The 23,310-nt window shown below is 64.4% G+C and carries 20 protein-coding genes and 1 tRNA gene; 6 read left to right on the forward strand and 15 right to left on the reverse strand.

Annotation, left to right across the window (positions count from 1 at the left end; genetic code table 11):
• Positions 1 to 96 precede the first annotated feature (96 nt).
• The 4 genes from AXZ77_RS14705 to AXZ77_RS14720 all read right to left on the reverse strand — a co-directional run bounded on the left by AXZ77_RS14705 (position 97) and on the right by AXZ77_RS14720 (position 4,631).
• Positions 97 to 990: an NAD(P)-dependent oxidoreductase gene (locus AXZ77_RS14705; RefSeq protein ID WP_098411727.1), complete on the reverse strand. Its 894-nt coding sequence runs from the start codon at positions 988 to 990 to the stop codon at positions 97 to 99.
• Between the two features lie 46 nt (positions 991 to 1,036).
• Positions 1,037 to 2,539, reverse strand: coding sequence for a sugar ABC transporter ATP-binding protein (locus AXZ77_RS14710; protein ID WP_098411728.1), 1,503 nt, complete (start codon positions 2,537 to 2,539; stop codon positions 1,037 to 1,039).
• 65 nt (positions 2,540 to 2,604) lie between these two features.
• Positions 2,605 to 3,537, reverse strand: coding sequence for a sugar-binding protein (locus tag AXZ77_RS14715; RefSeq protein WP_098411729.1), 933 nt, complete (start codon positions 3,535 to 3,537; stop codon positions 2,605 to 2,607).
• Positions 3,538 to 3,704: 167 nt separating this feature from the next.
• A complete protein-coding gene (locus AXZ77_RS14720) occupies positions 3,705 to 4,631 on the reverse strand; it encodes an ABC transporter permease (RefSeq protein ID WP_208607944.1) in 927 nt (308 codons plus the stop codon).
• Between the two features lie 466 nt (positions 4,632 to 5,097).
• On the opposite strand from AXZ77_RS14720, the gene AXZ77_RS14725 reads away from it, so the two are divergent.
• Positions 5,098 to 5,781 (forward strand): aspartate/glutamate racemase family protein, encoded by a 684-nt coding sequence (locus tag AXZ77_RS14725; RefSeq protein WP_098411730.1) that lies wholly within the window; start codon positions 5,098 to 5,100, stop codon positions 5,779 to 5,781.
• A 40-nt stretch (positions 5,782 to 5,821) separates the two neighbouring features.
• Positions 5,822 to 6,877 (forward strand): aldo/keto reductase, encoded by a 1,056-nt coding sequence (locus tag AXZ77_RS14730; protein ID WP_078519928.1) that lies wholly within the window; start codon positions 5,822 to 5,824, stop codon positions 6,875 to 6,877.
• A 19-nt stretch (positions 6,878 to 6,896) separates the two neighbouring features.
• Here AXZ77_RS14730 and otnI read toward each other — a convergent pair whose 3' ends face one another.
• Positions 6,897 to 7,667 (reverse strand): 2-oxo-tetronate isomerase, encoded by a 771-nt coding sequence (otnI, locus tag AXZ77_RS14735; protein WP_098411731.1) that lies wholly within the window; start codon positions 7,665 to 7,667, stop codon positions 6,897 to 6,899.
• A 3-nt stretch (positions 7,668 to 7,670) separates the two neighbouring features.
• Positions 7,671 to 8,597 carry an L-threonate dehydrogenase gene (ltnD, locus tag AXZ77_RS14740; RefSeq protein ID WP_098411732.1) on the reverse strand — a complete coding sequence of 309 codons (927 nt, stop codon included), beginning with the start codon at positions 8,595 to 8,597 and terminating at the stop codon, positions 7,671 to 7,673.
• Between the two features lie 198 nt (positions 8,598 to 8,795).
• On the opposite strand from ltnD, the gene otnK reads away from it, so the two are divergent.
• Genes otnK through AXZ77_RS14755 form a run of 3 tightly spaced genes read left to right on the forward strand, consistent with a single transcriptional unit; the run spans position 8,796 to position 11,637 of the window.
• The gene (gene otnK, locus AXZ77_RS14745) at positions 8,796 to 10,073 is read left to right on the forward strand and encodes a 3-oxo-tetronate kinase (protein WP_098411733.1); all 1,278 of its coding nucleotides are present in this window, start codon (positions 8,796 to 8,798) and stop codon (positions 10,071 to 10,073) included.
• On the forward strand, positions 10,066 to 10,704 hold the full coding sequence (otnC, locus tag AXZ77_RS14750; RefSeq protein ID WP_078519932.1) for a 3-oxo-tetronate 4-phosphate decarboxylase: 639 nt from the start codon (positions 10,066 to 10,068) through the stop codon (positions 10,702 to 10,704). Before otnK ends, otnC begins: the two co-directional genes overlap by 8 nt.
• 39 nt (positions 10,705 to 10,743) lie before the next feature.
• Positions 10,744 to 11,637: an NAD(P)-dependent oxidoreductase gene (locus AXZ77_RS14755; protein WP_098411734.1), complete on the forward strand. Its 894-nt coding sequence runs from the start codon at positions 10,744 to 10,746 to the stop codon at positions 11,635 to 11,637.
• Between the two features lie 79 nt (positions 11,638 to 11,716).
• On the opposite strand, the gene AXZ77_RS14760 is transcribed toward AXZ77_RS14755, so the two are convergent.
• The 5 genes from AXZ77_RS14760 to AXZ77_RS14780 all read right to left on the reverse strand — a co-directional run bounded on the left by AXZ77_RS14760 (position 11,717) and on the right by AXZ77_RS14780 (position 17,610).
• Positions 11,717 to 12,517 carry a glutathione S-transferase family protein gene (locus AXZ77_RS14760; RefSeq protein WP_098411735.1) on the reverse strand — a complete coding sequence of 267 codons (801 nt, stop codon included), beginning with the start codon at positions 12,515 to 12,517 and terminating at the stop codon, positions 11,717 to 11,719.
• A 581-nt stretch (positions 12,518 to 13,098) separates the two neighbouring features.
• On the reverse strand, positions 13,099 to 14,139 hold the full coding sequence (locus AXZ77_RS14765; protein WP_098411736.1) for an HlyD family secretion protein: 1,041 nt from the start codon (positions 14,137 to 14,139) through the stop codon (positions 13,099 to 13,101).
• Positions 14,140 to 14,143: 4 nt separating this feature from the next.
• A complete protein-coding gene (locus AXZ77_RS14770; RefSeq protein ID WP_098411737.1) occupies positions 14,144 to 15,919 on the reverse strand; it encodes an MFS transporter in 1,776 nt (591 codons plus the stop codon).
• A complete protein-coding gene (locus AXZ77_RS14775; protein WP_098411738.1) occupies positions 15,916 to 16,395 on the reverse strand; it encodes a MarR family winged helix-turn-helix transcriptional regulator in 480 nt (159 codons plus the stop codon). The genes AXZ77_RS14770 and AXZ77_RS14775 overlap by 4 nt, the downstream gene beginning before the upstream one ends.
• Positions 16,396 to 16,545: 150 nt before the next feature.
• On the reverse strand, positions 16,546 to 17,610 hold the full coding sequence (locus tag AXZ77_RS14780; RefSeq protein WP_098411739.1) for a YeiH family protein: 1,065 nt from the start codon (positions 17,608 to 17,610) through the stop codon (positions 16,546 to 16,548).
• Between the two features lie 116 nt (positions 17,611 to 17,726).
• On the opposite strand from AXZ77_RS14780, the gene AXZ77_RS14785 reads away from it, so the two are divergent.
• Entirely contained in the window at positions 17,727 to 18,623 is an 897-nt protein-coding gene (locus tag AXZ77_RS14785; RefSeq protein ID WP_098411740.1) for a LysR substrate-binding domain-containing protein, read from the forward strand.
• Here AXZ77_RS14785 and AXZ77_RS14790 read toward each other — a convergent pair.
• The 4 genes from AXZ77_RS14790 to AXZ77_RS14805 all read right to left on the reverse strand — a co-directional run bounded on the left by AXZ77_RS14790 (position 18,607) and on the right by AXZ77_RS14805 (position 23,293).
• The gene (locus AXZ77_RS14790) at positions 18,607 to 18,996 is read right to left on the reverse strand and encodes a response regulator (RefSeq protein WP_218000492.1); all 390 of its coding nucleotides are present in this window, start codon (positions 18,994 to 18,996) and stop codon (positions 18,607 to 18,609) included. The genes AXZ77_RS14785 and AXZ77_RS14790 overlap by 17 nt on opposite strands.
• The gene (locus AXZ77_RS14795) at positions 18,971 to 22,384 is read right to left on the reverse strand and encodes a CheR family methyltransferase (RefSeq protein ID WP_255266513.1); all 3,414 of its coding nucleotides are present in this window, start codon (positions 22,382 to 22,384) and stop codon (positions 18,971 to 18,973) included. Before AXZ77_RS14795 ends, AXZ77_RS14790 begins: the two co-directional genes overlap by 26 nt.
• 166 nt (positions 22,385 to 22,550) lie before the next feature.
• Positions 22,551 to 23,114 carry a PAS domain-containing protein gene (locus AXZ77_RS14800; protein ID WP_098411743.1) on the reverse strand — a complete coding sequence of 188 codons (564 nt, stop codon included), beginning with the start codon at positions 23,112 to 23,114 and terminating at the stop codon, positions 22,551 to 22,553.
• Positions 23,115 to 23,216: 102 nt separating this feature from the next.
• Positions 23,217 to 23,293: transfer RNA gene (locus AXZ77_RS14805), tRNA-His, on the reverse strand.
• Positions 23,294 to 23,310 lie beyond the last annotated feature (17 nt).

Genomic DNA, 23,310 nt, shown 5'->3' on the forward strand with positions numbered 1-23,310 from the left:
GCGAGCCCGAGTCAATGACCCAGCAATGCACCGTGCGGCAGCGTTTTCATAGGCCATCGATGCATGAGTGCGAAAACATCGCGGGGACCGTGGCGATCATACCTCCACGTATTTGCGCCACGGATGCGCTTCCTTGAAGCCCAGAACCTCGCGCGCCTTGCGGTTCGAGATCGGCGCCTCGTCGGGGCCCATCTCGCGGGTGATCGGCGTGTTCGGGCAGTATTTCTTCAAGAACTCGGTGGTCGGCATATCGGCGGTGATCGTGTCGTTGACCGCGTTGAACACCTGATAGCCCAGCCCGTCCTTCTCGATGCACAGATGCACGATCTCACCCAGATCGCGGGCGTCGATATAGCTCCAGGCGTTGCGCTTGCGGCTCATCGGGTCCTCGAGGAAGCCCTTGAACATGCCGTATTCATCCGGCTCGATCACGTTGCCGATGCGCAGCGCGTAGATATCCGCGCCGTAACGGGCGGCGAAGGCGCGGGCGGTCTTTTCGTTGCAGACCTTGGAGAGCCCGTAGCTGTCCATCGGATCGCTGTCGTAATCTTCCTCGAGCGGGAAGGAATGGAAGTCCTTGTCACCCTCGGCGAAACAGACGCCATAGGTCGTCTCGGACGAAGCGATGATCACCTTGCGCACGCCGAGCTTCATCGCCGCCTCGATCACGTTGTAGGTGCTCATGACGTTGGCTTGGTAGGTCACGTTGTCGGGCTCGATCAGCACGCGCGGGATCGCGGCGAAATGCACGATCGCATCGGGCGGCGACGGCGGCGCGCCTTTCTCGAACCCGCCGAAATCGTGGTGGGTGGTGAGCGCGTTGAACACGGCGCCGCTGTCGGTCACGTCGGTGATCAGCGTGTTGACGCCCGGCACGTCGAGCGGCTTGAGGTCGACGTTGAGCACATCGTAGCCCTTGCTCAGCAGATGCGGCACCGCATGACGCCCAGCCTTGCCGGTTCCGCCTGTAAATACTACGCGCTTGGTCATTTCAGTCTCCGTTTCGTTCATTCACATTTGGTTCGACGGGACGGCCTCAGCCGGTCGCCGCCAGCATCACGCTTTCCTGCGTGGCGTTCTCTCGGGTCAGTTCGCCGCTGATCTTCCCCTCCTTCAGCACGATCACACGGTCGCTGATCGCGAGGATCTCCGGCAGATCCGAAGAGACGACAATGATCGACATTCCCTCCTCGGCCATCTTGCCCAGCAACGTGTGGACCTCTGCCTTGGCGCCGATATCGATCCCGCGCGTCGGTTCGTCGACGATCAAGATCTGCGGGCGGCGCGCGGCCCATTTCGCCAACACGACCTTCTGCTGGTTGCCGCCCGACAGGTTGAGCACCTTCTGCTCGGGCGACGGCGTCTTGATGCCCAGCGCGCGGATGTAATCCGCACAGGCCGCGGTTTCCTTGCGACGGTTCACGAAGTCGAGGCTGCAATAGTCACTCAGATGCGTCAGCGAGAAATTCTCGCGCACCGACATGCCGAGGACAAGCCCGCGCGACTGTCGATCCTCGGTCACAAATCCGAGCCCATGTTCGATCGCGTCTGAGGGCGAGGAAATCCGCGCCGGTTTGCCATTGATCGAAATCTCGCCGCTATGGGGGCGGCTGCCGAAGATCATCTCCATCACTTCGGTCCGCCCGGCGCCGACCAGACCGAAGAAGCCCAGCACCTCGCCGCGACGCAGGTCGAAATCGACGTCGCGCACGAAGACGCCTTCGTCCTTCACGCGTTTCTCGGTGAGATTGCGCACCGACATCAGAACCTCGTCGGTCGCGTGGGAGATGTGATGGCCGAACAGCTGGTCGAGTTCGCGATCCACCATCAGGCGCACCAGAAGGTCGCTCGTCATTTCGGACACCGGACGAGTATCCACGGTGCGCCCGTCGCGCAGCACGGTGACGCGGTCGGCGATCTCGAAGATCTCTTCGAGCTTGTGCGAGATGAAGACGATGCCGACACCCTGCGCGGCCAGCTTGCGCGACATGCGCAACAGCGTCGATGCTTCGTGGTGGCTGAGCGACGCGGTCGGCTCGTCCATGATGATGAGTTTGGAATTGTAGGAGATGGCGCGGGCGATCTCGATCAGCTGTCTCTGGCCGATCGAAAGCGTGCCAACCATCGCTTCTGGGTCGATTTCCACGCCAAGCTCGTGCAGCACCGCGCGGGTGTCCGCATTCATCTTGGTGCGGTCGATCAGGCCCGTGGGCAACAGCGGCTCGCGCGCGAGAAAGACGTTCTCGGCGACGGTGAGGTTATTCACCACCGCGAGTTCCTGGTAGATGATCGAGATGCCGAGCGACCGGGCATGGACCGGGTTCTTGATGACGACGGGTTCGCCCTCGACCCGGATCTCGCCGCCCGGATCGGCGCGCAGCACGCCGGTCATGATCTTCATCAGGGTGCTCTTGCCGGCGCCATTCTCACCCGCCAGCACATGCACCTCTCCGGAATTGAGATGCAGGTCGACGTGGTCTAGCGCCTTCACCCCGGGAAAGGTCTTGGAAATGCTGATCATTTCGAGAAACGGTTTCATCACGGCCTCAGGCTGAAGAATGTCGGGCGGGGCCGCGTTTGGCCCCGCCCAGGTCTTGTCGGAGATTACTTGGTGTAGCTGTCGAGGTTGTCGGCAGTCACAACGGTCACACCGGTGTCGATGTTCTGCGGGTCGGTCTCTTCACCCTTGATCTGGGCCACGAGATGCTCGACCGCCAGCTTGCCCATCGTGATCGGGCGCTGCACCATGATGCCGTCGATGAAGCCTTCCTTCACGCCTTTGATCGTGTCGGGCAGATCGTCGAAGGCAAAGACCTTCAGCTGGCCTTTCTTATCCGCGAATTCCTGCTGCGCGAGAACCTTCGCCACGGCCGGGCCACCGACCTGGCTGATGCCGAAGATACCCGAGAGGTTCGGGTTGGCGCGCAGGAGCGCCTCGGTCACCGACACGGCGCGCGCGAGGTCATCCTCGGTGCCTTCGGTCGCAACCAACTTGATGTCGGGATATTCGGCCAGCGCTTCCTTCACGCCGTCGATCCGCTCGTTCAGGTTCGACGCGCCGAGCTGACCGGTGACGATCGCCACTTCACCCTTGCCGCCGAGCGCTTCCGCCATGGATTTGCCCATGGTCACGCCAGCCTGCTTGTTGATCGTGCCGATATACATGCTGCGCGAGCTGTTGGCGCTGTCACTGTCGAAGGTGACGACCTTGATGCCCGCATCGGTGGCCTGCTTGATGATGCCTTCGACCGATTTCGGCTCGTTGACCGAGATCCCGATCCCGTCGACATGGCGTGCCATCAGGTCCTCGATGATCTTGACCTGCGTCGAACCTTGCGTGTTCGCGGGCACAACCCACTGATACTTCACGCCCAGTTCATTGGCCGCTTCCGCGCCACCGGTGTTGCAGTCGTCGAAGAACGGAACGGCCACTTTCGGCACGAGCGCCACGGTGATGTCCTGAGCATAGGACGCTGCCGTCCCCATACCGGTTGCCAGGGCCAGAACCGCAGCGGCGGCTTTCATTGCAATACGCATCTTGTCTCCTCCTCCGGACCCAACCAACCGCGGCGGGCCCCTGTTGTTGATGCAGTTTCGGTTTCACGCCCCGCACCGGGGCATTCTTCGTCCGGATCTCGCGCCGCTCTCTCCTCTTCGAGACGCGGTCCGGCTTCTTGATCTTGTTCCTTCCCGGACGGCGCGGCTCAGCCGCGCCCGCCCATCCGATTGCGCAGCACGTCCAGGCTAACCGCGATCAGGATCACGCCGCCGGTAATGGCCTGCTGGGCATAGGTGTTGATGTTGAGCAGGACGACGCCGTTGGCGATCTCGCCAATCAGGGCAGCCCCGATGACCGCGCCGAGTACCGAGCCGATACCGCCCGCGAGGCTCGCCCCGCCGATTGCAGCCGCGGCGATCACTTCAAGTTCCGAACCGAAGCCGGAAGCCGGCTCTGCCGAGAGATAGCGCGAGAAGGCGATGACGCCGGCCAGCGCGGAAATCGTCGAGGACAGAACATAGACCGCGAGCTTGACGCGCTGGACCTTCACCCCGCTCAGACGCGCCGCGTTCTCGTTGCCGCCCGTGGCATAGACGTGCCGACCGAAGCGGGTCCGGGTCATGATGACCGTGAAGATGAGCGTCAGCACGAGCAGAATGACCACCGGCACCGGCACCGGGCCGACATAGCCCTGCCCCAGAAAGCTGAAGCTCTCGGGCGTCTCCGGGGTCAGCGGCACGCCGTGGGTGATCATGTACATAAGGCCGCGCCCGATGCTCAGCGTGCCGAGCGTGGCGATGAACGGCGGCAGACCGATCGCGGTGATCAGCAGCCCGTTGGTCAGCCCGAAGGCAAGCCCGACACCGAGCCCCGCAGCCACCGCCGCATATTGCGAATAGCCCGCGTCGAAACAGAGCGCCGTGATCAGACCGGCAAGCCCCATCGCGGAGCCAACCGACAGGTCGATCCCGCCGGTGATGATGACCATCACCATGCCGATGCTCATGATGGCCGTCAGCGAGAATGCCCGCGACACGCCCATCAGGTTCGACACGGTCAGGAAATACGGTGTGAACAGGCTGATCAGCAGCCCCATCAGGATCAACGCGATCAGAACGTTGAATTCACGCATGTGACGCAGTTGAAGCAATTGATGCAGGACTCGCATGGATTTCCTTTCCGATGGCGTGACCGAATTTTCTGACAGTGCCAAAACGCCCCTCCCTTCTCCGCATCCCCGACGTTCCACACGCTCATCCCGGAACCGATCTCGTCGGTGAGGGGCTGGCGGGTCGGACGGGGATACGCCCGAAATGCTAGCGCTGCCATTCCTCCTGTGACAGCGCTGTCATATTGCGAACGGCAAAGACGACTTGTCAATCAGCAAATAACAAAAACTTGTCCTTGGCCACGCGTCGGAACGACGCCCCCTCACCTGCGGAACGTAGTTCCGAGCCCCGCCAAAGCGTTTCAAACAAGGGCCTTGAGACATTCCGGCTTGTCATCGAGCCGGGTCCGTGGTGATACTCGCAAAATATGACAGCGCTGTCATAGACAACGGGGCGACAGCGCCCCGACCGCAACAAAGGAGCCCGCCGATGACCGATGGAAGACACGAATCACCCCGCCCTCTGGCGATGATCCACACCGTCGCCGGGCTGATCCCGGAACTCGAAGGTCTGGCGCAGGAGCACCTGCCCGACTGGAAAGTTTTCAACATGCTCGACGAGAGCCTTTTGCGCCTGACGATCCGCGAGGGGTCGGTCAGCCCGATGACGGCGCGACGCCTGACGGGCATGATCTGGTCGGCGGTCGATGCGGGGGCCGAAGCCGTGCTCGTGACCTGCTCCAGCCTCGGCGGCGCGGTCGAACGTATCGCACCGCTCTGCCCCTTCCCGCTGATCCGTATCGACGAGGGGATGGCACAGGAGGCGGTCGCGAAAGGCCGCCGCATCGGCGTGCTCGCGACCCTGCAATCGACCCTGACACCCACCGTCGAACTGGTCGAACGCGTCAGCCGCGAGGCTGGGGCGGACAGCACCATCACAAGCGAGGTCGTCGAAGGCGCCTTCGAGACACTGCAATCGGGCGACCGGGAGGGACATGACGCTCGGGTGGCCGAAGGCATCGCCCGGCTCTCCCGCGAAAACGACGTGGTGGTTCTGGCGCAGGCCTCGATGGCGCGCGCGCTCGAACAGCTCGAACCGAGCGCGGATGACCCGCCGGTTCTGACCAGCCCGACGCTGGGCATCGCCCATGCAGCAAGACATCTGGCGCGCTGATCGCGCCTGAGGAAACGATACTCAAGAGGAGGAGATATCCATGAAATACAGAACCCTAGGACGATCAGGGCTCAAGGTCTCGGTGCTCACGATGGGCACGTTCACCTTCGGCGGCGCAGGCGCCTTCAAGGCCGTCGGCGCGCAAGGCGTCAGCGAAGCGCGCAAGCTGGTCGACACCTGCATCGACGCCGGCATCAACCTCTATGACACCGCGAACATGTACTCGACCGGCCTGTCGGAAGAGATCCTTGGCGAAGTGCTCGACGGCCGGCGCGATGACGTGCTGATCTCCTCCAAGGCGCGGATGCGGATCGCCGACGGCCCCAACGACGAGGGGTTCTCGCGCTATCACCTGATCCGCGAATGCGAACGCTCACTCAAGCGGCTGCGCACCGACCATATCGACATCTACCACATGCATGAATGGGACGGCGTGACCCCGATGGAGGAGATGGTCTCGGCGCTCGACACGCTCGTGCAACAGGGCAAGGTCCGCTACATCGCCTGCTCGAACTTCTCGGGCTGGCACATCATGAAAGCGCTCGGCGTCAGCGACCGGAGCCTCCGCGAGCGCTTCGTGGCGCAGCAGATCCACTACACGCTCGAGGCCCGCGAGGCGGAATACGAATTGCTCCCGATCTCGGTCGATCAGGGGCTGGGCGTGCTGGTCTGGAGCCCGCTCGCCGCTGGCCTCCTGTCGGGCAAGCATCGCCGCGGCAAGGACACGCCGGAAGGCTCGCGTCAGTTCGCAGGCTGGACCGAGCCGCCGATCCGCGACGAGGAGAAGCTGTGGAACATCGTCGACACGTTGGTCGAGATCGGCGACGCGCATGGGGTCTCGGCCGCGCAGGTCGCGCTGGCATGGCTGCTGACGCGTCCTGCAGTCAGCTCGCTCGTCATCGGCGGACGTAACGAGCAGCAGTTCCGCGACAATTTCCGCGCCGTGGATCTGGAGTTGAGCGAGGACGAGCTGAAGCGCCTGCACGAGGTCAGCAAGCTGCCCGTGATCTACCCCTACTGGCACCAGCAGCAATTCGCCTCGGACCGGTTCAGCCCGGGCGACTGGGCGCTGCATCGCGATTACATCGAAAGCTGATCAGGGGCGCGCCTTCGTCTCAGGCGAAGGCGCGCATCCACCCGAGGCCGTCCTCTGTCCGGCCCGCCGGGCGATATTCGCAGCCCACGAACCCGTCATAGCCCAGCGCGTCCAGCTCATTCAGGATGCGCGTATCGTCGAGCTCACCGGTGCCGGGCTCATGCCGATCCGGCACCGCAGCGATCTGCACATGCCCGATGATCGGCGCCATCTCCCGCAGCCCCATCAGCACGTCACCGTGCAGGATCTGGCGGTGATAGATGTCGAATTGCAGCTTGAGATTGGGCAGCCCCAACGCCGCGATCAGATCGGCGGCGAAGCTGAAATCATCCAGAAAATACCCCGGCATGTCGCGCGTGTTGATCGGCTCGATCACCACGTCGCGCCCCTGGGCCCCGGCCGCATCACAGACCCGCCGCAGCGAGTCGCGATAGGCTTGCCGCGCTGCCGTATCTTGGCGTGAGGCCAGCCCGCTCATCACATGGACCCGCCCGACCCCGGTCGCCTCTGCGTAGCGCAGAGCGGTGTCGATCGAGGCCCGAAATTCCTCTCCGCGTTCCGGCAGAGCCGCCAGCCCGCGATCACCCGCCGCCCAATTGCCGGGCGGCAGATTGAAGAGCGCCTGAGTCAGCCCGTTCTCATGCAGCCGCTCCGCGATCGCCTCGGGCGGGTGGTCATAGGGAAAGAGATATTCGACCGCATCGAAGCCCGCCTTTTTCGCCGCGGCGAAGCGGTCGAGAAAATCGTGCTCGGTGAACATCATCGTCAGGTTGGCGGCAAATCTGGGCATCGTTCAGCCCTCACTTGCAGGGGTGGCGGTGGGCAGTTCGAGCCCTGCGATATCTGCCAGCATCCGCGCCACCGAGGCATCGTCATCGCGCCCCATGCCTGCCGCCGCCGTCATGACGAACATCTGCATCGCTGTGCTTGCAATCGGGGTCGGAAATTTCATGTCCCGCCCGATATCCGCCACGATCCCGAGGTCCTTGGTGAAGATATCCACCGCACTGCGCGGGCTGTAATCACCCTCGAGCACATGCGGCACCCGGTTCTCGAACATCCAGGAATTGCCCGCCGAGGCAGTGATCACCTCGTAGACCTTCTCCAGATCCAGATCCATCGCCTTTGCGAAGGTGATCGCCTCGCAGGCCGCCGCGATATGCACCCCGGCCAGAAGCTGATTGACCACCTTGAAAGCCGCGCCCGTGCCCGCCTCCTCGCCCAGCTCGTAGACCTTGGCCGCGACGCTATCGAGCGCCGGGCGGATGCGCGCAAAAGTCGCAGACGGGCCGGAGCCCATGATCGTCAATTCACCGCTGGCGGCACGCACCGCACCGCCGCTGATCGGCGTGTCGAGATACTCCACGCCCACCTCGGCGCAGCGCTTGGCGAAGACGCGCGCCAGATCGGGCGCCATCGTGGCGCAGGACATCACGACGCCGCCTTTGGACATGGTCGCGACGGCGCCGCCCGGTCCGAAAAGCACCTGCTCTGTCTGGTCGGCATTGACGACCACGGCGATCACCAGATCCGCATCTTGCGCACCCGTCGCAGGCTCGGCCGCAACCGCGCCGCCAAGCGCCGCGAAGCGCTCCATCGCATCGGCATTCACATCGACGCCCGTCACCGCGAACCCGTCTCGCAGCAAGCTCTCGGCCATGCCGAAGCCCATCGATCCCAGACCGATGACACAGACCTTCGTCTCTTGGGGTGACTTCATGCGGAATACCTCTCAATCGCCGATTTCTAGTCTCACTCCGCCCCCTCCCAGCGTCCATCTTGCGCTTGCATTGCTGGAATGATAGCGTTGTCATTACATCGTTAGCCCGAGCCGCAACGGCTTGGCAAGGGCTATGTGAAATCGCCGCCCCGAGCCGTCGGGGCGATCGGCGATCTGTGGACCGAGGGAGGAATTTCCATGCTGATCGGAGCGGTCGCCGACGATATTACCGGCGCCACTGACCTGTGCCTGATGCTGTCACGCAGCGGGTTGAAGACGCGGCAGGTCATCGGCCTGCCGGGGCCGCAAATGGACCTGTCGGGGGCAGATGCGGTGGTGGTCGCGCTGAAGTCGCGCACCATTCCGGCAGCCGACGCGGTCGAGATGTCGCTGCAGGCCGCGAAGGCCCTGCGCGCAGCCGGGGCGCAGCGCCTGATGTTCAAGTATTGCTCGACCTTCGACTCCACCGACGAAGGCAATATCGGGCCCGTCACCGAGGCCCTGATGGAGTTCACCGGCGCGTCGCTGACCATCGCCTGCCCCGCCTTCCCGGCGACCGGGCGTACGGTCTACAAGGGCCACCTTTTCGTGGGCGATCGCCTGCTGTCGGAAAGCCCGCTCAAGGACCACCCGCTCACCCCGATGCGCGACCCCGATCTGGTGCGGGTTCTGGGGCGGCAGACGGCGCTGAAAGTGGGCTCCATCGACATCAACACGATCCGGCAGGGAGAGGCCGCGCTGCGCAAGGCGCTTGAGGCCGCACGTGCCGCTGGCACCCGCATCGTCGTCACCGACACGATCGACGAATCGGACCTGATGACGCTTGGCGCAGCCTGCGCGGAAATGCCGCTGATCACGGGCGGCTCGGGTATCGGTCTGGGTCTGGCCGCAGCACTTCGCGACCAGAGCGACGCGCACAGCGCCCCGGATCGGATGCCAGCCCCGGAGGGCCGCTGCGCGATCCTCGCGGGCTCCTGCTCGGTCGCGACCCGTGGCCAGATCGCGGCGGCGCAAGCGGCGGGCCTGCCGAGCCGCGCGCTCGACGTGGACGCGCTGACCGAAGGCAGACAGAGCGCGGATGAGATCGCCGACTGGGCCATCGCACAACCCGCCGACAGCACGCCCCTGATCTATTCCAGCGCCGATCCCGCGCAGCTCAGCAAAATCCAGTCCCGTCTGGGCCGTGACGCCTCCGGCGCGCTGGTCGAAGACACGCTGGCTGCGGTCGCCGAACGCCTGCGCGACGCCGGGTTCACCCGGATGCTGATCGCGGGCGGCGAGACGTCGGGTGCGGTGACGACGGCGCTCGGTGTGCGCCTGCTCGACATCGGTCCCGAGATCGACCCCGGCGTGCCGTGGACGATGAGCCTGTCCGGCCCTCGCCTCGCGCTCGCGCTCAAATCGGGCAATTTCGGCGCCGAGGATTTCTTCCTCAAAGCGTGGGACCTGCTGGAGCCGGAGGCCGAACATGTCTGACGAAACGCGTCTGCGCGACCAGATCTGCACCATCGGGCGCTCGCTCTTCGATCGCGGCCTGACCGCCGGGTCTTCGGGCAATATCTCGGCGCGGCTGCCCGATGGCGGCTGGTTGATGACGCCCACCAATGCCTCGCTCGGCACGCTCGACCCGGCCCGGATCTCGCTCTTCGACCGGGATGGAAATTTCGTCTCGGGCGACAAGCCGACCAAGGAATCCTTCCTGCATTTCGCGATGTATGACGAGCGTCAGGAGGCAGGCGCGGTGATCCACCTGCACTCGACGCATTCGACGGCCGTCTCGATCCTGCGCGACATCGACCCCGAGGACGTGCTGCCGCCGCTGACCGCCTATCACGTGATGCGCGTGGGCAAGCTGCCGCTGGTCCCCTACTACGCGCCGGGCGATCCCGAACTGGCCGAGGCCGTGCGCTCGCTGGCCAGCGCGCATCACTCGGTGCTGCTCGCCAATCACGGCCCCGTCGTCGCTGGCACCAGCCTGTCGAACGCGCAATACGCCGCCGAAGAGCTGGAGGAGACCTCCAAGCTGTTCCTCGCGCTGCAAGGCCACGCGATCCGCCCGCTCACCCAGTCGCAGGTCGCGGACCTGCGCAAGCGTTTCAATCTCTGACCCGAATTTCACGACCTACCGACCCAAGCGGAGTACCCAATGACTAAGACCCAGGAAACCATCGGCTTCATCGGCACCGGCCTGATGGGCCACGGCATGGCCAAGAACATCGTCGAGAAAGGCTATCCGCTGACCGTGATCGCCCACCGCAACCGCAAGCCGATCGAGGACCTGGTCTCGCGCGGGGCGACCGAGGCATCGTCCTATGAAGACCTCGCCGCCCGTTCGTCGATCATCTTCCTGTGCCTCACCGGCGCGCCCGAGGCCGCCGAGGCAGTCGCGAAACTGACGCCGGGCCTGAAAGAGGGCAGCGTGATCGTGGATTGCTCCACCGGCGAGCCGACCGTGACGATGAAGCTCGCACAGGACATGGAGGCGATCGGCGTCGCCTATGCCGATGCGCCCCTCAGCCGCACCCCGAAAGAGGCCTGGGAAGGCACGCTCGATTGCATGGTCGGTGCCGATGAAGAGCTGTTCGCGCGCATCGAACCGGTCATCGACACCTGGGCGGGCAAGATCGTGCGCGTGGGCAGCCTGGGCGACGGCCACCGCATGAAGCTTCTCAACAACTTCATCTCGCTGGGCTATGCCGCGCTTTATTCCGAAGCCCTCGCGCTTTCGCGCAAGGTGGGCATTCCGATCGAGCAGTTCGACAAGGTGATCCGGGGCGGCCGGATGGATTGCGGCTTCTACCAGACCTTCATGGGCTACGCGCTCGAAGGCAACCGCGAGGCGCACAAGTTCACGCTCGCCAATGCCTACAAGGACCTGCGCTACGTCGAGACGATGGCCAATGCCGCCACCGTCGCGACCCCGCTCGCCAGCACCGCCAAGAACGCCTTCGCGATGGCGATGGCGACCGGCGGCGACGGCTCTGAAGATTACGTGCCCCATCTCGCGGATTTCGTAGCACGCGCGAACGGGCTCGACTGAGCCCACGCACCTCCCGGAAGCGACGACTCAGCCCGGCCAGCAATGGTCGGGCTGTATAATTCAAACCAGACGGGTGCGGTCACGCAACGAGGCCAAGCGCCTCGTCGCTCGCGGTGCCCGCATACTTGTCGCGGGGCGGCCACGGCCTGTCTTTCCAATGCGGCGTAAAGACGAAGCTGGAAACCGACCGCCCCTCGACGAGCGCACCGTTCCCTGCGCCAAGCGCGTAGTCATAGTAAAGTTTGACGATCTCTTCCCGGCTCACCTGCTCCGTCGCCTCGTGGGACATGCAGGCTTCCCGCCAGGCACTGACCCGGTCATAGTCGGGGCCCTCGGGCAGCTGGAAATCCTCGTAATAGTCGAGGAACCAGAATCGTTTGAACATCGGCGTGAATACCGCCTCGGCGAGCCCGAACTCATCGAACAGGTAGGGGCCCTCGGGGCTATGTTCGAGCAGGAACCCGTTGATGTCGCGATAAAGGGACAGAAGCTTCTCGGCCCATTCGCCGCGCCGGTCCCGATCCTGATTCAGGACGAACTGATACCCGGTCATCGTGAACGGCCCCTCACGCGCAACCAGCATCGATTCGATCGCATGCTCAATCGGGTCCTTCCTGCGAAGCGAAGGGCCGTCGACCACCTCGTCGAGGTAGCGCAGAATGACGAGGCTCTCCTTGATGATCTGACCATCCGGCGTCTCGAGCACGGGAAGCGCGGTGGTGCCTCGGGTCTTGGCGAGCAGCTCCGGGTCGCGCGGTTTGGTGATGTCGACGACCCGGAACTCGACCTCATCTCGGCGGCCGCGAAGGGCCAGCAGAATCTCGAGCCGCTGCGAAAACGGACAGACGGGAATATGATAAACGATATGGCGTGCTGTCATGGGCCAACTCCAACGGTGACGGGAAAAGCGATGGCGCGGCGATGGGCGCAGGCTTTGATGCCACTCCGATAATATGGGCTATCACGACAAGCCCGGGCAAGCCGCCGTTGTTCCATGAAGCAAAGTCGGACTTCATTCTTTGCGATTGCTTTGACGATCAGGAGCAGCCCCACCGCCCCGGCAAGGGCCTTGCGATTAAGCGATCATCACGGGCGGTTTCACCGATCCGATCAACGGCCTGGCCGATACGCTGTCGATCTCGGGCGAGCACATGACCGCCGTCTATCTCCATCGCAACGCGGCCCGCGCAGCGATCGGATCACCTCAACGCGTCTTCGCGCATGAAAACGGCGCCGTTTGGCGGCACATGTCGGTCATCTAAGGGGAGGAGGAGGCGGTGACCTCAGGGAGGAGGAGAGAGGCCACCGCCAATTTCCAAGGCTCAGGGAGGAGGAGAGAGCCTCAGGAACTGTTGCAACGATGTGTTCGCTGCGTTGAAATATTTTTCGCACAAATGCTGCGCCGCAGAAACAGCTTATTCGACATAGCCGCGCTGCGCCTTCCGCATAGCTGCCGGTGGGTCACGATCCCTGCTGCGGGGCGCTGACCTCGGCAGACAGGCCCGGAGCAAGCCGTTTGGCCTGCGGCTGATCGGGGTCGATCGCGATCCGTACCGGCACGCGCTGTGCGATCTTGGTGAAATTGCCCGTCGCATTCGACCCCGACAGCAGGCTGAACTGCCCTGCCGTCGCGGGCGAGAATCGCTCGATATGGCCTTTGAATTGCGTCTTGCCCAGCGCGTCGACGGTGAAGGTCACCGGCTCGCCCATCCGCAGACCCGCAAGCTGGGTCTCCTTGTAATTCGCGATCAGCCAGAGATCGGAGGGCACGAGCGAGACGAGCGTGCTCCCGGCGCTGACGAATTTTCCGACTCGCGCCGAGACTTGGCCCAGCCGCCCATCCTCGGGCGCACGGATCACCGCATGGTCGAGCGCCACCTGTGCCGCATCCAGCGCGGCTTGGGCTGCATCGGTTTTCGCGGCGAGCGAGCGTTTGTTCAATTCCGCCGTCTGCACCGCTTGCTCGGCCACGTCGATCGCGCTTTGCGCCTCCTGCACGCCCGCCTTCGCCTGATCGAGCGCAAGCTGCGCCTGATCGGCATCCGATTGCGAGACATAGCTTTTCTTCGTCAGCTTCGACGCCCGGTCGCGCGCGGTCTGCGCCGTGGCCTGCGCCGCTTTCGCCGAGGCCAGCGCCGCCTGTTTCGCCTCCAACGTGGCCTTCGCCGAATTCACCGCCTGCGCCCCGTTCGACTGCGCTGCCTTCGCCGTCTCCAGCGCGGCCTGCGCCTGCTCCACCGCCGCTTTCAGCGCGCGATCGTCGAGACGCACAAGCACATCGCCTTTCTTGACCTCCTCAAAATCGCTGACCGGGACCGCCGTGACCTCGGCCGCGACCTGCGCGGAGATCGGCGTGACCTTGCCCTGCAGATAGGCATTGTCGGTCCAGGCCACGTCAGAGCGGAACGGCGGCAGGCGCCATGCGTAGAGCACGGTCGCGACACCGGCGAGCGCGATGAGAAGGATCAGGGCAGAAGCGATATAGCGACGGGTCTGGGACATCGGATCAACTCGTGGAAACAGGGGTGGAGGGCGTGAGGCGCAGGTGCGGGAGGGGCCAGCTTTGGCGCAGGGCGACATGGGCGATCAGCCCGGCGAGCGCCGCCAGCGCGAGCCAGAACACCGCGCGGAACGCGTCGTCATAGGCGAGGATGGCCGCCTGCTGCCGCACCGTGGCGGCAACCGAGGACAGCGCGGCCCCGGCCCTTGCGCCCGCATCTGCGGTCTGGCTGCCAAGCGATGCGGCGCTTCGCGCGAGGGTCTGGCTCAAAATGGGGTTGTCGGGCGAGATCTGCGGCGAAAGCTGCGCCATATGATAGGCGGTGCGGTCGACCACCAACGAGCGGAACAGCCCCGACCCGATGACCCCACCAATGGATTGCGTGGCCAGAAACAGCACGACGAAGCTCAGCAGGTAATGCGGGCCCTTCGCGAAGGCGGCTCCCAACCCTTTCGCCATCGCAGGCGGCAGGAACAGGATCCCCGCGAAGCCGATCATCGCCTGGCTGAGATACATCTGCTCGGGCCGGGTGAGCGCGGTCGATTGCGAATCCATCCACGCCCCGGCCGCGATCAGAACCAGCGCGATGCCGTGGAACAGCGGCGCACGCGCCCCGCTATTGGTCAGCATCAGCACGCCCGTCGCGGCCAGCATCGACAGCGCGATGATCCCGAACAGCAGCTGCTCTTGCCCGGGCTGCAGCCCCATCGTGCGCAGGAAACCGACCGCGCCCGCGTTCTGCTCGGCCAGCAAGATGCGGAAGACCAGCAGCGTGCCGGCCAGATGCAGGATCTGCGGGCTCAGCAGCCAGTGAAAATCGATCAGCGGATTGGGCCGCTGCATCTCGATCAGCACCGCGCCCGCGACCATCACGATCGCCGCCGCAAGCGCCACGCCAAGCCACTCGGCCTGCGTCCAGTAATCGAGCGCGCCGAACATGAAGACGCTGGTGAACGCGCCAAAACCAACCGCGAGCAGCGTGAAAGAGACAGAATCGAGCGGCTTGAGCACCTTTTGCAGAGGGCGCGGCGTCAGCGGCAGCGCAAAAATGAGCGCAAGGGCCACCAGCGCCATGCCCATCTGGAACAGGCTCACCGCGTGCCAGCTGGCATTCGCGGTGAGGTCGGGCAGCAGCACTCGCGCCAAGGGACGACCCACCATGATCATCGTCAAAACACCGGGAATCGCGATCTTCATGCGCTGCGCGACCGGCACCGCCTCCAGCATGTAGAGAAAGCCCAAGCTCGACAGCGGAGCCGCGGCGCACCCGCTCAGGAAGGCCACGATGACCGCGGAATGCAGATCGTCGACCCAGAGGTTCAGCACCATCGCCAGCACGAAGCAGACGATCCCGACCTCGGCGAAGCGGCGCAGGCCGAACTGGTCGCGGATGCGGATCAGCATCAGTGGCATCGACGCGCGCGGCGCCATGAAAGCCGCCATCACCCAATAGGTGTGGTTCGTGGTGGCGTGAAGATCCCCCGCAAGCTGCGGCAGGTTGGCCGAGACAAAGCCGGTGGCCAGCGATTGCGACAGTGCCACGAAGACGGCGGCGCTGGCATAGACGAGCCGCTTGGGCGTGGAATGGTCAGGCTCCGCAGGCGCGGCGGGCTGGGGCGTGACCTCTGTCTCGGGAGGCTCTGCCTCTGTGACCTCGTTTTGCGTGACCTCGGCCACTTTGACCGGAGCCGCCTCGGGCCGCACGCGCTCGCGCGGCGATACCGGTTCGGCGGCCGTCGGACGCGCATCCGGGCCGTTGATGTCGCGAATCTGGAAATTCATTGGCCGCGCATCCTCTCGAGATTGGCCTGCATCCGCTCCATCGCCTTGCGGGCGCGGGCGACCTCGTCAGCGTCGATACCGTCGTAGAGTTTCGCGCGCAGCGCCTCGACGAAGGTCTCGATCTCGGAGGCATTTGCGCGGGCATGTTCGGTGAGGAAAATCTGGCGGACGCGTTTGTCGTCGGGATCGGCGCGACGCTCCACGAAACCGAGCTTCTCCAGCCCGTCGAGAGTCCGGTTCAGCGTCGGCGTCTCGATCGCCAATGTCTCGGCCAGTTGAGTCTGCTTCAGTCCCTCGTCGCGCGAGATCGCCAGTATCGCCTGCGCACGCGCAAAGGTCAGGCCCATATCGCGTGCCTGCGCGTCGAACATCGCGCGCACAGACCGCGCCGTCAGCATCATCGTGCGGGTCAACTCGGCACGGTCGCGGCGGGCGGCTTCGGTGGGAGCGGATTTAACGGCGGCACGGTCGGACATGGGGGCCTCGGGAATAAAGTTAGCCTGCTAACGTTTTCGTCCCATCCCACATATCCTCTGGGTCGCGAGGATCAACACAGGCAGCCCGCACAGGGGGCCGTGCGAAATTGCGAAAGGCCCCGGATCGCGCCGCGCATTCAGCGTTGACGCTCAGGCGGCGAGCAAGGTCACAAGACCGAGACCTGCGCCCACCAGCATGACCAGCGACAGCGTCACCGTCGCGATCACACGCGGCCCGGCGGCCGCCACCGCCCGCGCATCGACGCCAAGCCCCAGCGCCGCCATCGCGATCACCGTCAGGATGGACGCCCCCTGCCCCATCGGCGCAAGCGCAGCCTCCGGCAGCGCCCCGGCAGAGCGCAGCACGATCATCCCGAGGAACCCGAGAATGAAGAGCGGCGGCATCAGCCCGCGCCGCAACCGCCCTTCCGGCCCGGCAGAGCGCCCATCGGTCGGCAGATGCGGCGCGAGAAGCGACAGAACCACCGTGATCGGCCCCAGCATCAAGACGCGCACCAGCTTCACAAGCGTGCCAAGCTGGATCGCCGCGCCCCCCATCGGCGCTGCGGCGGCCAGAACCTGCGGCACCGCGTAGACCGTGATCCCCGACAGGATGCCATAGCCATGCACGCTCATCCCCGCCACGTGGCCGACCACCGGCAGCAGCAGAACCACCGCGACGCCCAACACGGCGGTAAAGGCGATTGCGGCGCTGACATCGTCGCTATCGGCGTCGATCACCGGCGCGACGGCGGCGATGGCGGAATTGCCGCAGATGCCGTTGCCGCAAGCGATCAGAAGCGCCATGCGGGCTGGCAGGCGCAGGGCCCGCCCCAGCAGGTAGGCCGCGGGCACCATCAGCGCGACCACCGCGACGATGCCGCCCAGAAGGCCCGGCCCGACCGACAGAAGCGTCTGGGCGCTCACCGAGGCGCCAAGCAAGACGATCGCGATCTCCAGCACCGTCTTGGCGGAAAATCGGATACCGGCATCGAAGCGCGCAGGCGGTGTCCAGAGGGAGCGCACCACCGCACCGATGAGGATCGCCAGCACCAGCGGCTCCAGCCATTCCGCCCCGAACAGCGCGCGCTCCGCCGCGCCCCCCAAGGCCGCGAGCGCGGCGACAGCGGCGCTTAGCGCAAGCCCCGGCGCGAAGGCGCGAAGCGCAAGCCGCGGGCGGGAAAGGCTGCAGGCAAGGGTCGAATGGTGCGGCACGGTGGCCTCCTCTCGGTCTGGTCTTGTCCTGTAATTGCCCGCGCCAATTCATTCTTCAAACGAAATGTTTTTGTCGATATGATCGTTTTTGTCGATCAATTGAGCCGGAGACACGCATGACCCCCGAACAACTCCGCGTTTTCATCGCGGTGGCGGAAGAGCAGCACATGACCCGCGCCGCGGCCCGGCTGAACATGACGCAATCGACGGCCTCCGCCGCCATCGCGGCGCTCGAGGCGCGGCATGAGATCGCGCTGTTCGACCGGATCGGGCGGGGGATTTCGCTGACCGAGGAAGGCCGCGCCTTTCTGCCAGAGGCGCGCGCGGTGCTGGCACGGTTTGCCGAGGCGGAGGCGATGCTTGCCGAGACCCGCGGACTCGAACGCGGGCATATCCGCCTGATCGCCAGCCAGACCATCGCGGGCTACTGGCTGCCGCCCTACCTCGCCGCTTTCCGGCAAACCCGCCCGGGGATCGAGGTGACGCTGGAAATCGGCAACACGCAGGAGGCGGCAGAGCGTCTGCGCGCCGGCCTGCACGATCTTGCGCTGGTCGAGGGCGATGTCGAGGATGCGAAACTGGAGCGGGTCCAGATCGGGGCGGATCGGCTCATGCTGGTCAGCGCCGCGCCGCCCCCCGGCAAGCTGGATGCGCGCGCACTGAGCGCGGCGAGCTGGGTGCTGCGCGAGCCGGGCTCTGGCACGCGCTCTACCGCGGAAGCGGCCCTTGCCGATCTTGGCGTTGCGCCGCACGCGCTCTCAAAGGCGCTGGTCCTGCCCTCGAACGAGGCGGTGCTGAGCGCGGTCGAGGCAGGGGCCGGGATCACCATTCTCTCGGCCCATGTCGTCGCGCGGTCACTGAGCCTTGGAACGGTTCAGGACTGGGATTTGCACCTCGCGCCGCGGCCCTTCTATGCGCTGCGTCACCGCGACCACCATGTCAGCCACGCCACGCGCGACCTGCTGGCACGGATCGATCAGTCCCAGCTGGACGACCTCACTCAGACGGAATGAACCAATTCGCGAGCTTCGACTCGATCTCCGAGGGAAGCGCGGGCTTCGGGCAGACCGCCGCGCCGGGATACCGCTCGCGCAGCTGCGAAGCCTCGGCATGGCCGGAATGGAACAGGAGCGGCACGCCCGCCTCATGGAGCCGATCGGCCAGTTCGTAGACCTCGCCATCGGCCAGCATCACGTCGAGGATCGCAGCGCCCGGCAGACGCTCGCGGACCAGATCCAGACCCGCGCGCACGGTGGCGCAGGGGCCCCAGACCTCCATCCCGAGATCCTCAAGCATGAACTGTAGATCAAGCGCGACGACGGCTTCATCTTCCACAAGGAGCACCTCGCTCGGTGCTTTCTTAGTCAGCGTCGCCATCGATTTCATGCGCGAAGATAATCCTGTTGCAACGGCTTTCCGGTGTCTGACGCGTGTCGACCCGCGCCGAGATCTGGCTGGCGGAAATATCGACCAACGTCGAGCCGAAGCCCTGTTTGTTCGTGTCGAGCTGTAACGCTTCACGGTACCGCTCGTTCCACGATAGTATCACGGTGTCGTCAGTTTCCTTCGACCATGTGATCTCAAGATCACCCTCCCGTTGCCCCAAAACCCCATATTTCGCGGCATTCGTGCTCCATTCGTGGAAAATCAGCGCCAGCGCGGTCAGGTGATGCGTCGGAACATCGACCTCCGGCCCGTCGATCAGGAATTTCGACGGGTCGTCATAAGGGGCCAAGGTCGTCTCGATCACCTCGCGCAGCGGGATCGCCGCGCCAGAGGTTCGGGTGCGGGCCAGATCGTGCGAGCGCGCAAGCGCGTTGATCCGCTGACCGACATCCTCGACCAGCTCGCGCGGGCTGGCCGCCGTACGTCCTGCGATCCGCAGCATGCCCGAGACGATGGAGAACAGGTTCTTCACCCGGTGGTTCATCTCGCGCAGCATCAGCTCGCGCATCTGCGCCGCCTCTTCGTCGGCGGTGATGTCGACGCTGAGCCCCAGCAGGCGGTGCCCCTTGCCTTCCCCCATCATCCGACCGGTCGCGCGCAGATGGCGCTTCGTGCCGGAGGGGAGGTTGAGCTCGTAGTCGACTTCCAGTTCGGACCCAGCCTCGCGGGCCTCACGCACCGCCTGTTCGACGCGGGCACGGTCATGCTCTGCGACACGTTCGAAGAAACGCGCGATCGGATAGGTGCCGGCCGCTTCGAGTTCGAAGAACGCCGCCACGGCCTCGTCGACCTCGACCTCTCCGTTCGGTTCGATGATCGACCAGATTCCGATCTGCGCGATTTCCAGTGCGAGTTGCAACCGCTCGCCCTTCAGCGTCAGTTCCGTCTCGAGGCGCAGCGCCTCGGTAATGTCGGTGAAGACGAGCGTCGCGCCTTCCACGTCGCCGCGCGAATTCAGATACGGCGTCGCGGAGAGCGACCAGACCTTGCCGAGTTCGGTGGACTTGACCCGGCGCGGTCGCGGCAACTCGCCCTCGAGGACCACATTGATCAATTCGATCATCACCTCGGGCGTGTCGAGCAGGTTCTGAATGTCATCGAGCGGGCGTCCACGATCACTGCCGCGCAGCCGGATCATCTCGCTCGCACCATCGGTGAAGTTGCGCAGGCGCAGTTTGCGATCGACCGTCACCAGCGCATGCAGCTTGGAATCGAAGATGTTGCGCAGATCGGCATTCGCAGTCGAAAGCTCTTCGACCTTGGTCTTGAGTTCGTCATTGACCGTCGCGAGCTCTTCGTTCGTCGATTGCAACTCCTCGTTCATCGACATCATTTCCTCATTCGAGGATTTCAGCTCTTCGTTGGCGGTCTCCAGCTCTTCGACCGTCGTGCGCAGGCGGTTGCGGGTTGCGCGCAACTCGGCTTCCAGAACCTGCACATGGCTTTCCGACGGCGCGATCTCGTCGAAATCATATTCGTCCAGCGCTTCGAACGGGCCCCGGTCGCGGAAGATGATCAGCAGCGTATCGTCGGAGAGCGGATCGGCCAGCACATCGACATGCTGCCGCCCGGTTTCCGAGATCACCTCGACATCGCGCACGATTTTGCGCGTACCAAGCTCCGCCGACTCGCGGATCACCGCGGAGAGCGCCTCGCGCAGGCCCGCGCGCGCGAGCGATTGCGCATAGCCCTGCCCGGTCTCGGACGGGTCGATCTCAAGATACTTGCCCAAGCGCCCCGTCGCGGCGAGGATCGCCCCATCGCGATCGACGTTCAGCGTCGCGGGCGCATAAAGATCGAGGATTCGATTACTGGCCAAGGTCGTGTTCCAGTCTTTGGTTCTTCTATCGGTCGTCTTAGGTCGGATTGGCGCAAGTCGCGCATGAGGGTCAGAGCGCATCGGCAGTTCGGTCGGATAAGGAGACCGGGGTCCTATGCTGCGGAAGATGCGCATCGCGCCGTCTATGGGATCGAAAAGTTCCTCATGCCGCCCGATCGTCTCGGATGGGCCGAGGAAAAGCACCCCGCCCGGATTGAGCGCATAGTGGAAGATCGGCAGCGCCCGTGCCTGCAACTTCTCTCCGAAATAGATCAGCAGGTTGCGGCAGGACACCAGGTCGAGCCGCGAAAACGGCGGGTCCTTGATCAGCGAGTGCGGCGAGAAGCGCACCCGGTCACGCAGCGCGGCGGTGATCTGGAAATTGCCCTCGCGCCCGATCGTATAGAAATCGCGATACACCTCTGGCAGATCGAGCAGGACCGAGACCGGATAGCGCCCCTCGCGCGCGATCGCGAGCATCCGCTCGTCGATATCGGTGGCGAAGATCTGGAAATCGATCTCCTTGCCGCTCGCATGGATCGCCCGGTCGATGAGCATCGCCAGCGTGTAGGCTTCCTCGCCGCTCGAACAACCCGGCACCCAGATGCGCAGCGCGCCGCCATCTTCGGCTTTCTCGACCATCGGCTTGATCGCCGTCTCGTTCAGCGCCTCGAAATGCGCGCTGTCCCGGAAGAAGCGGGTGACGTTGATCAGCAGATCGCCCAACAGAGCCAGAGGCTCGTCTTCCTCGCGTTCGAGCCGTTCGAGATATTCGCGCGGGTGCAGAATGCCGACGACCTGCATCCGGCGCTGGATCCGACGCTCTAGGGTCGAGCGCTTGTATTGCGAGAAGTCATGCCCCGTCAGACGGTTCAGCGCCGCGCAGATCTCATCCAGCGTTCCGGAAACCGGCGGCGCCGTGTTCACCTGATCCGGATCGACATTGCGGAACTCGGTGATCCGCGCGATCACGTCGGAAGGCGCGCTGACCACGTCGACCATCCCGGTCGCGACAGCCGAATTCGGCATGGAATCGTAACGCGCCGTGGCATCCTGTGCGATGCAGAAGCCACCATGTTCCTTCACCGCGCGCAGCCCGACAGAGCCATCCGTGCCGGTGCCCGACAGGATCACGCAGACCGAGCGGCGTCCGAGGTCCTGCCCCAGCGATACGAAGAAGTCGTCGATCGGACGGCGCAGCCCGCGGGGCTGGGCGAATTCCGAAAGCTTCAGGCGCCCGTTTTCGACCTCCAGCCCGTAGCCCGGCGGGATCGTGTAGACATGCCCGGCCTCCAGCTTCGCGCCATCTTCGGCCTGCAGCACTTCGAGCGAGGTCGACCGGCCGAGCAATTCCGCCAGAAGCGACTCGTGGTTCGGATCGAGATGCTGAACGACGACATAGGCGCTGGGGTCGTCCACCCGCGCAGGCTCCAGCAGATCGCGAAGCGCTTCCAGCCCACCAGCGGAGGCGCCGATGCCGACAACGTATAGATCCTCAGGGGCGCTCACCGTGTCGCCCGCCGATCCGCGCAGCGCGCGACCAAAAGGGCGCGGCGAGCGCGCCCTTCTCTATGCATCTCTGCGTTTTTCATCCGCAGATCGGTGTCACTAGCCTCAGGGCCCCGCAATAACATTTGACATAGTACTGAACACATAAACGTGGCCGCAGCCATTCTTAGCCCTCGCGGTAGATAATCGTGGCCATTGTGGAGAGGCTCTCCGACAGCACCTTGGCAGAGCCGATCATCGCGAGACCGAATCCGCGCGACATCGCGGCGAGATCGTCGGCATTGCGCAGCAGGCTCTCGTCATGCGCGGCGATATCGACCTTCACGTTCTGACGTTCCGCCGCGGAGGTCAGGTCGAACTGCGACCCGAGAAACAAGCGCGTCTCTCCATTGGGTTCGCGCAGACGCGTCATGAACACGAAATTCTGGAAGGTCTCGCCATTCGCGCGGCTGTTGGTGACGCGAAAACGGCCGGCGGAAATTTCCTCGTCATCGATGAATTCCCGCATCGCACCGCGTTCTTCCTCGGTCGCGGCACCCGCCTGCAGGAAACGGCAGTTCTGCCCCAGCACCTCTTTAGCGGAATAGCCGGTCAGATTGAGAAACGCCTGATTCACGTAGACAAGCGGCACATCCTCACGATCGGCCGCGGCAATGGTCAGCGCGACATTCGACTTGTCGCAATAGCTTACCAGTGTCTCCGGCAGTTCGTAATCAGTGTAAACAGGCATGAAGCCTCCGCTGCGTTTAAGAAAACAAGATTGATCATTGCACGGAAAAGTCCAGCGCGCGCGGCGAAATACCACCGATTAACGAATCTGAAGGGGGGGGAATGGTACCGCCTCCCCGGCTTGAACGGGGGACCTCTGGATCCACAATCCAGCGCTCTAACCAACTGAGCTAAGGCGGCACTGGCGCGGGATTTAG

The organism is Thioclava sp. ES.031, assembly GCF_002563775.1.
In the GTDB taxonomy this organism is placed as follows: Bacteria; Pseudomonadota; Alphaproteobacteria; order Rhodobacterales; family Rhodobacteraceae; genus Thioclava.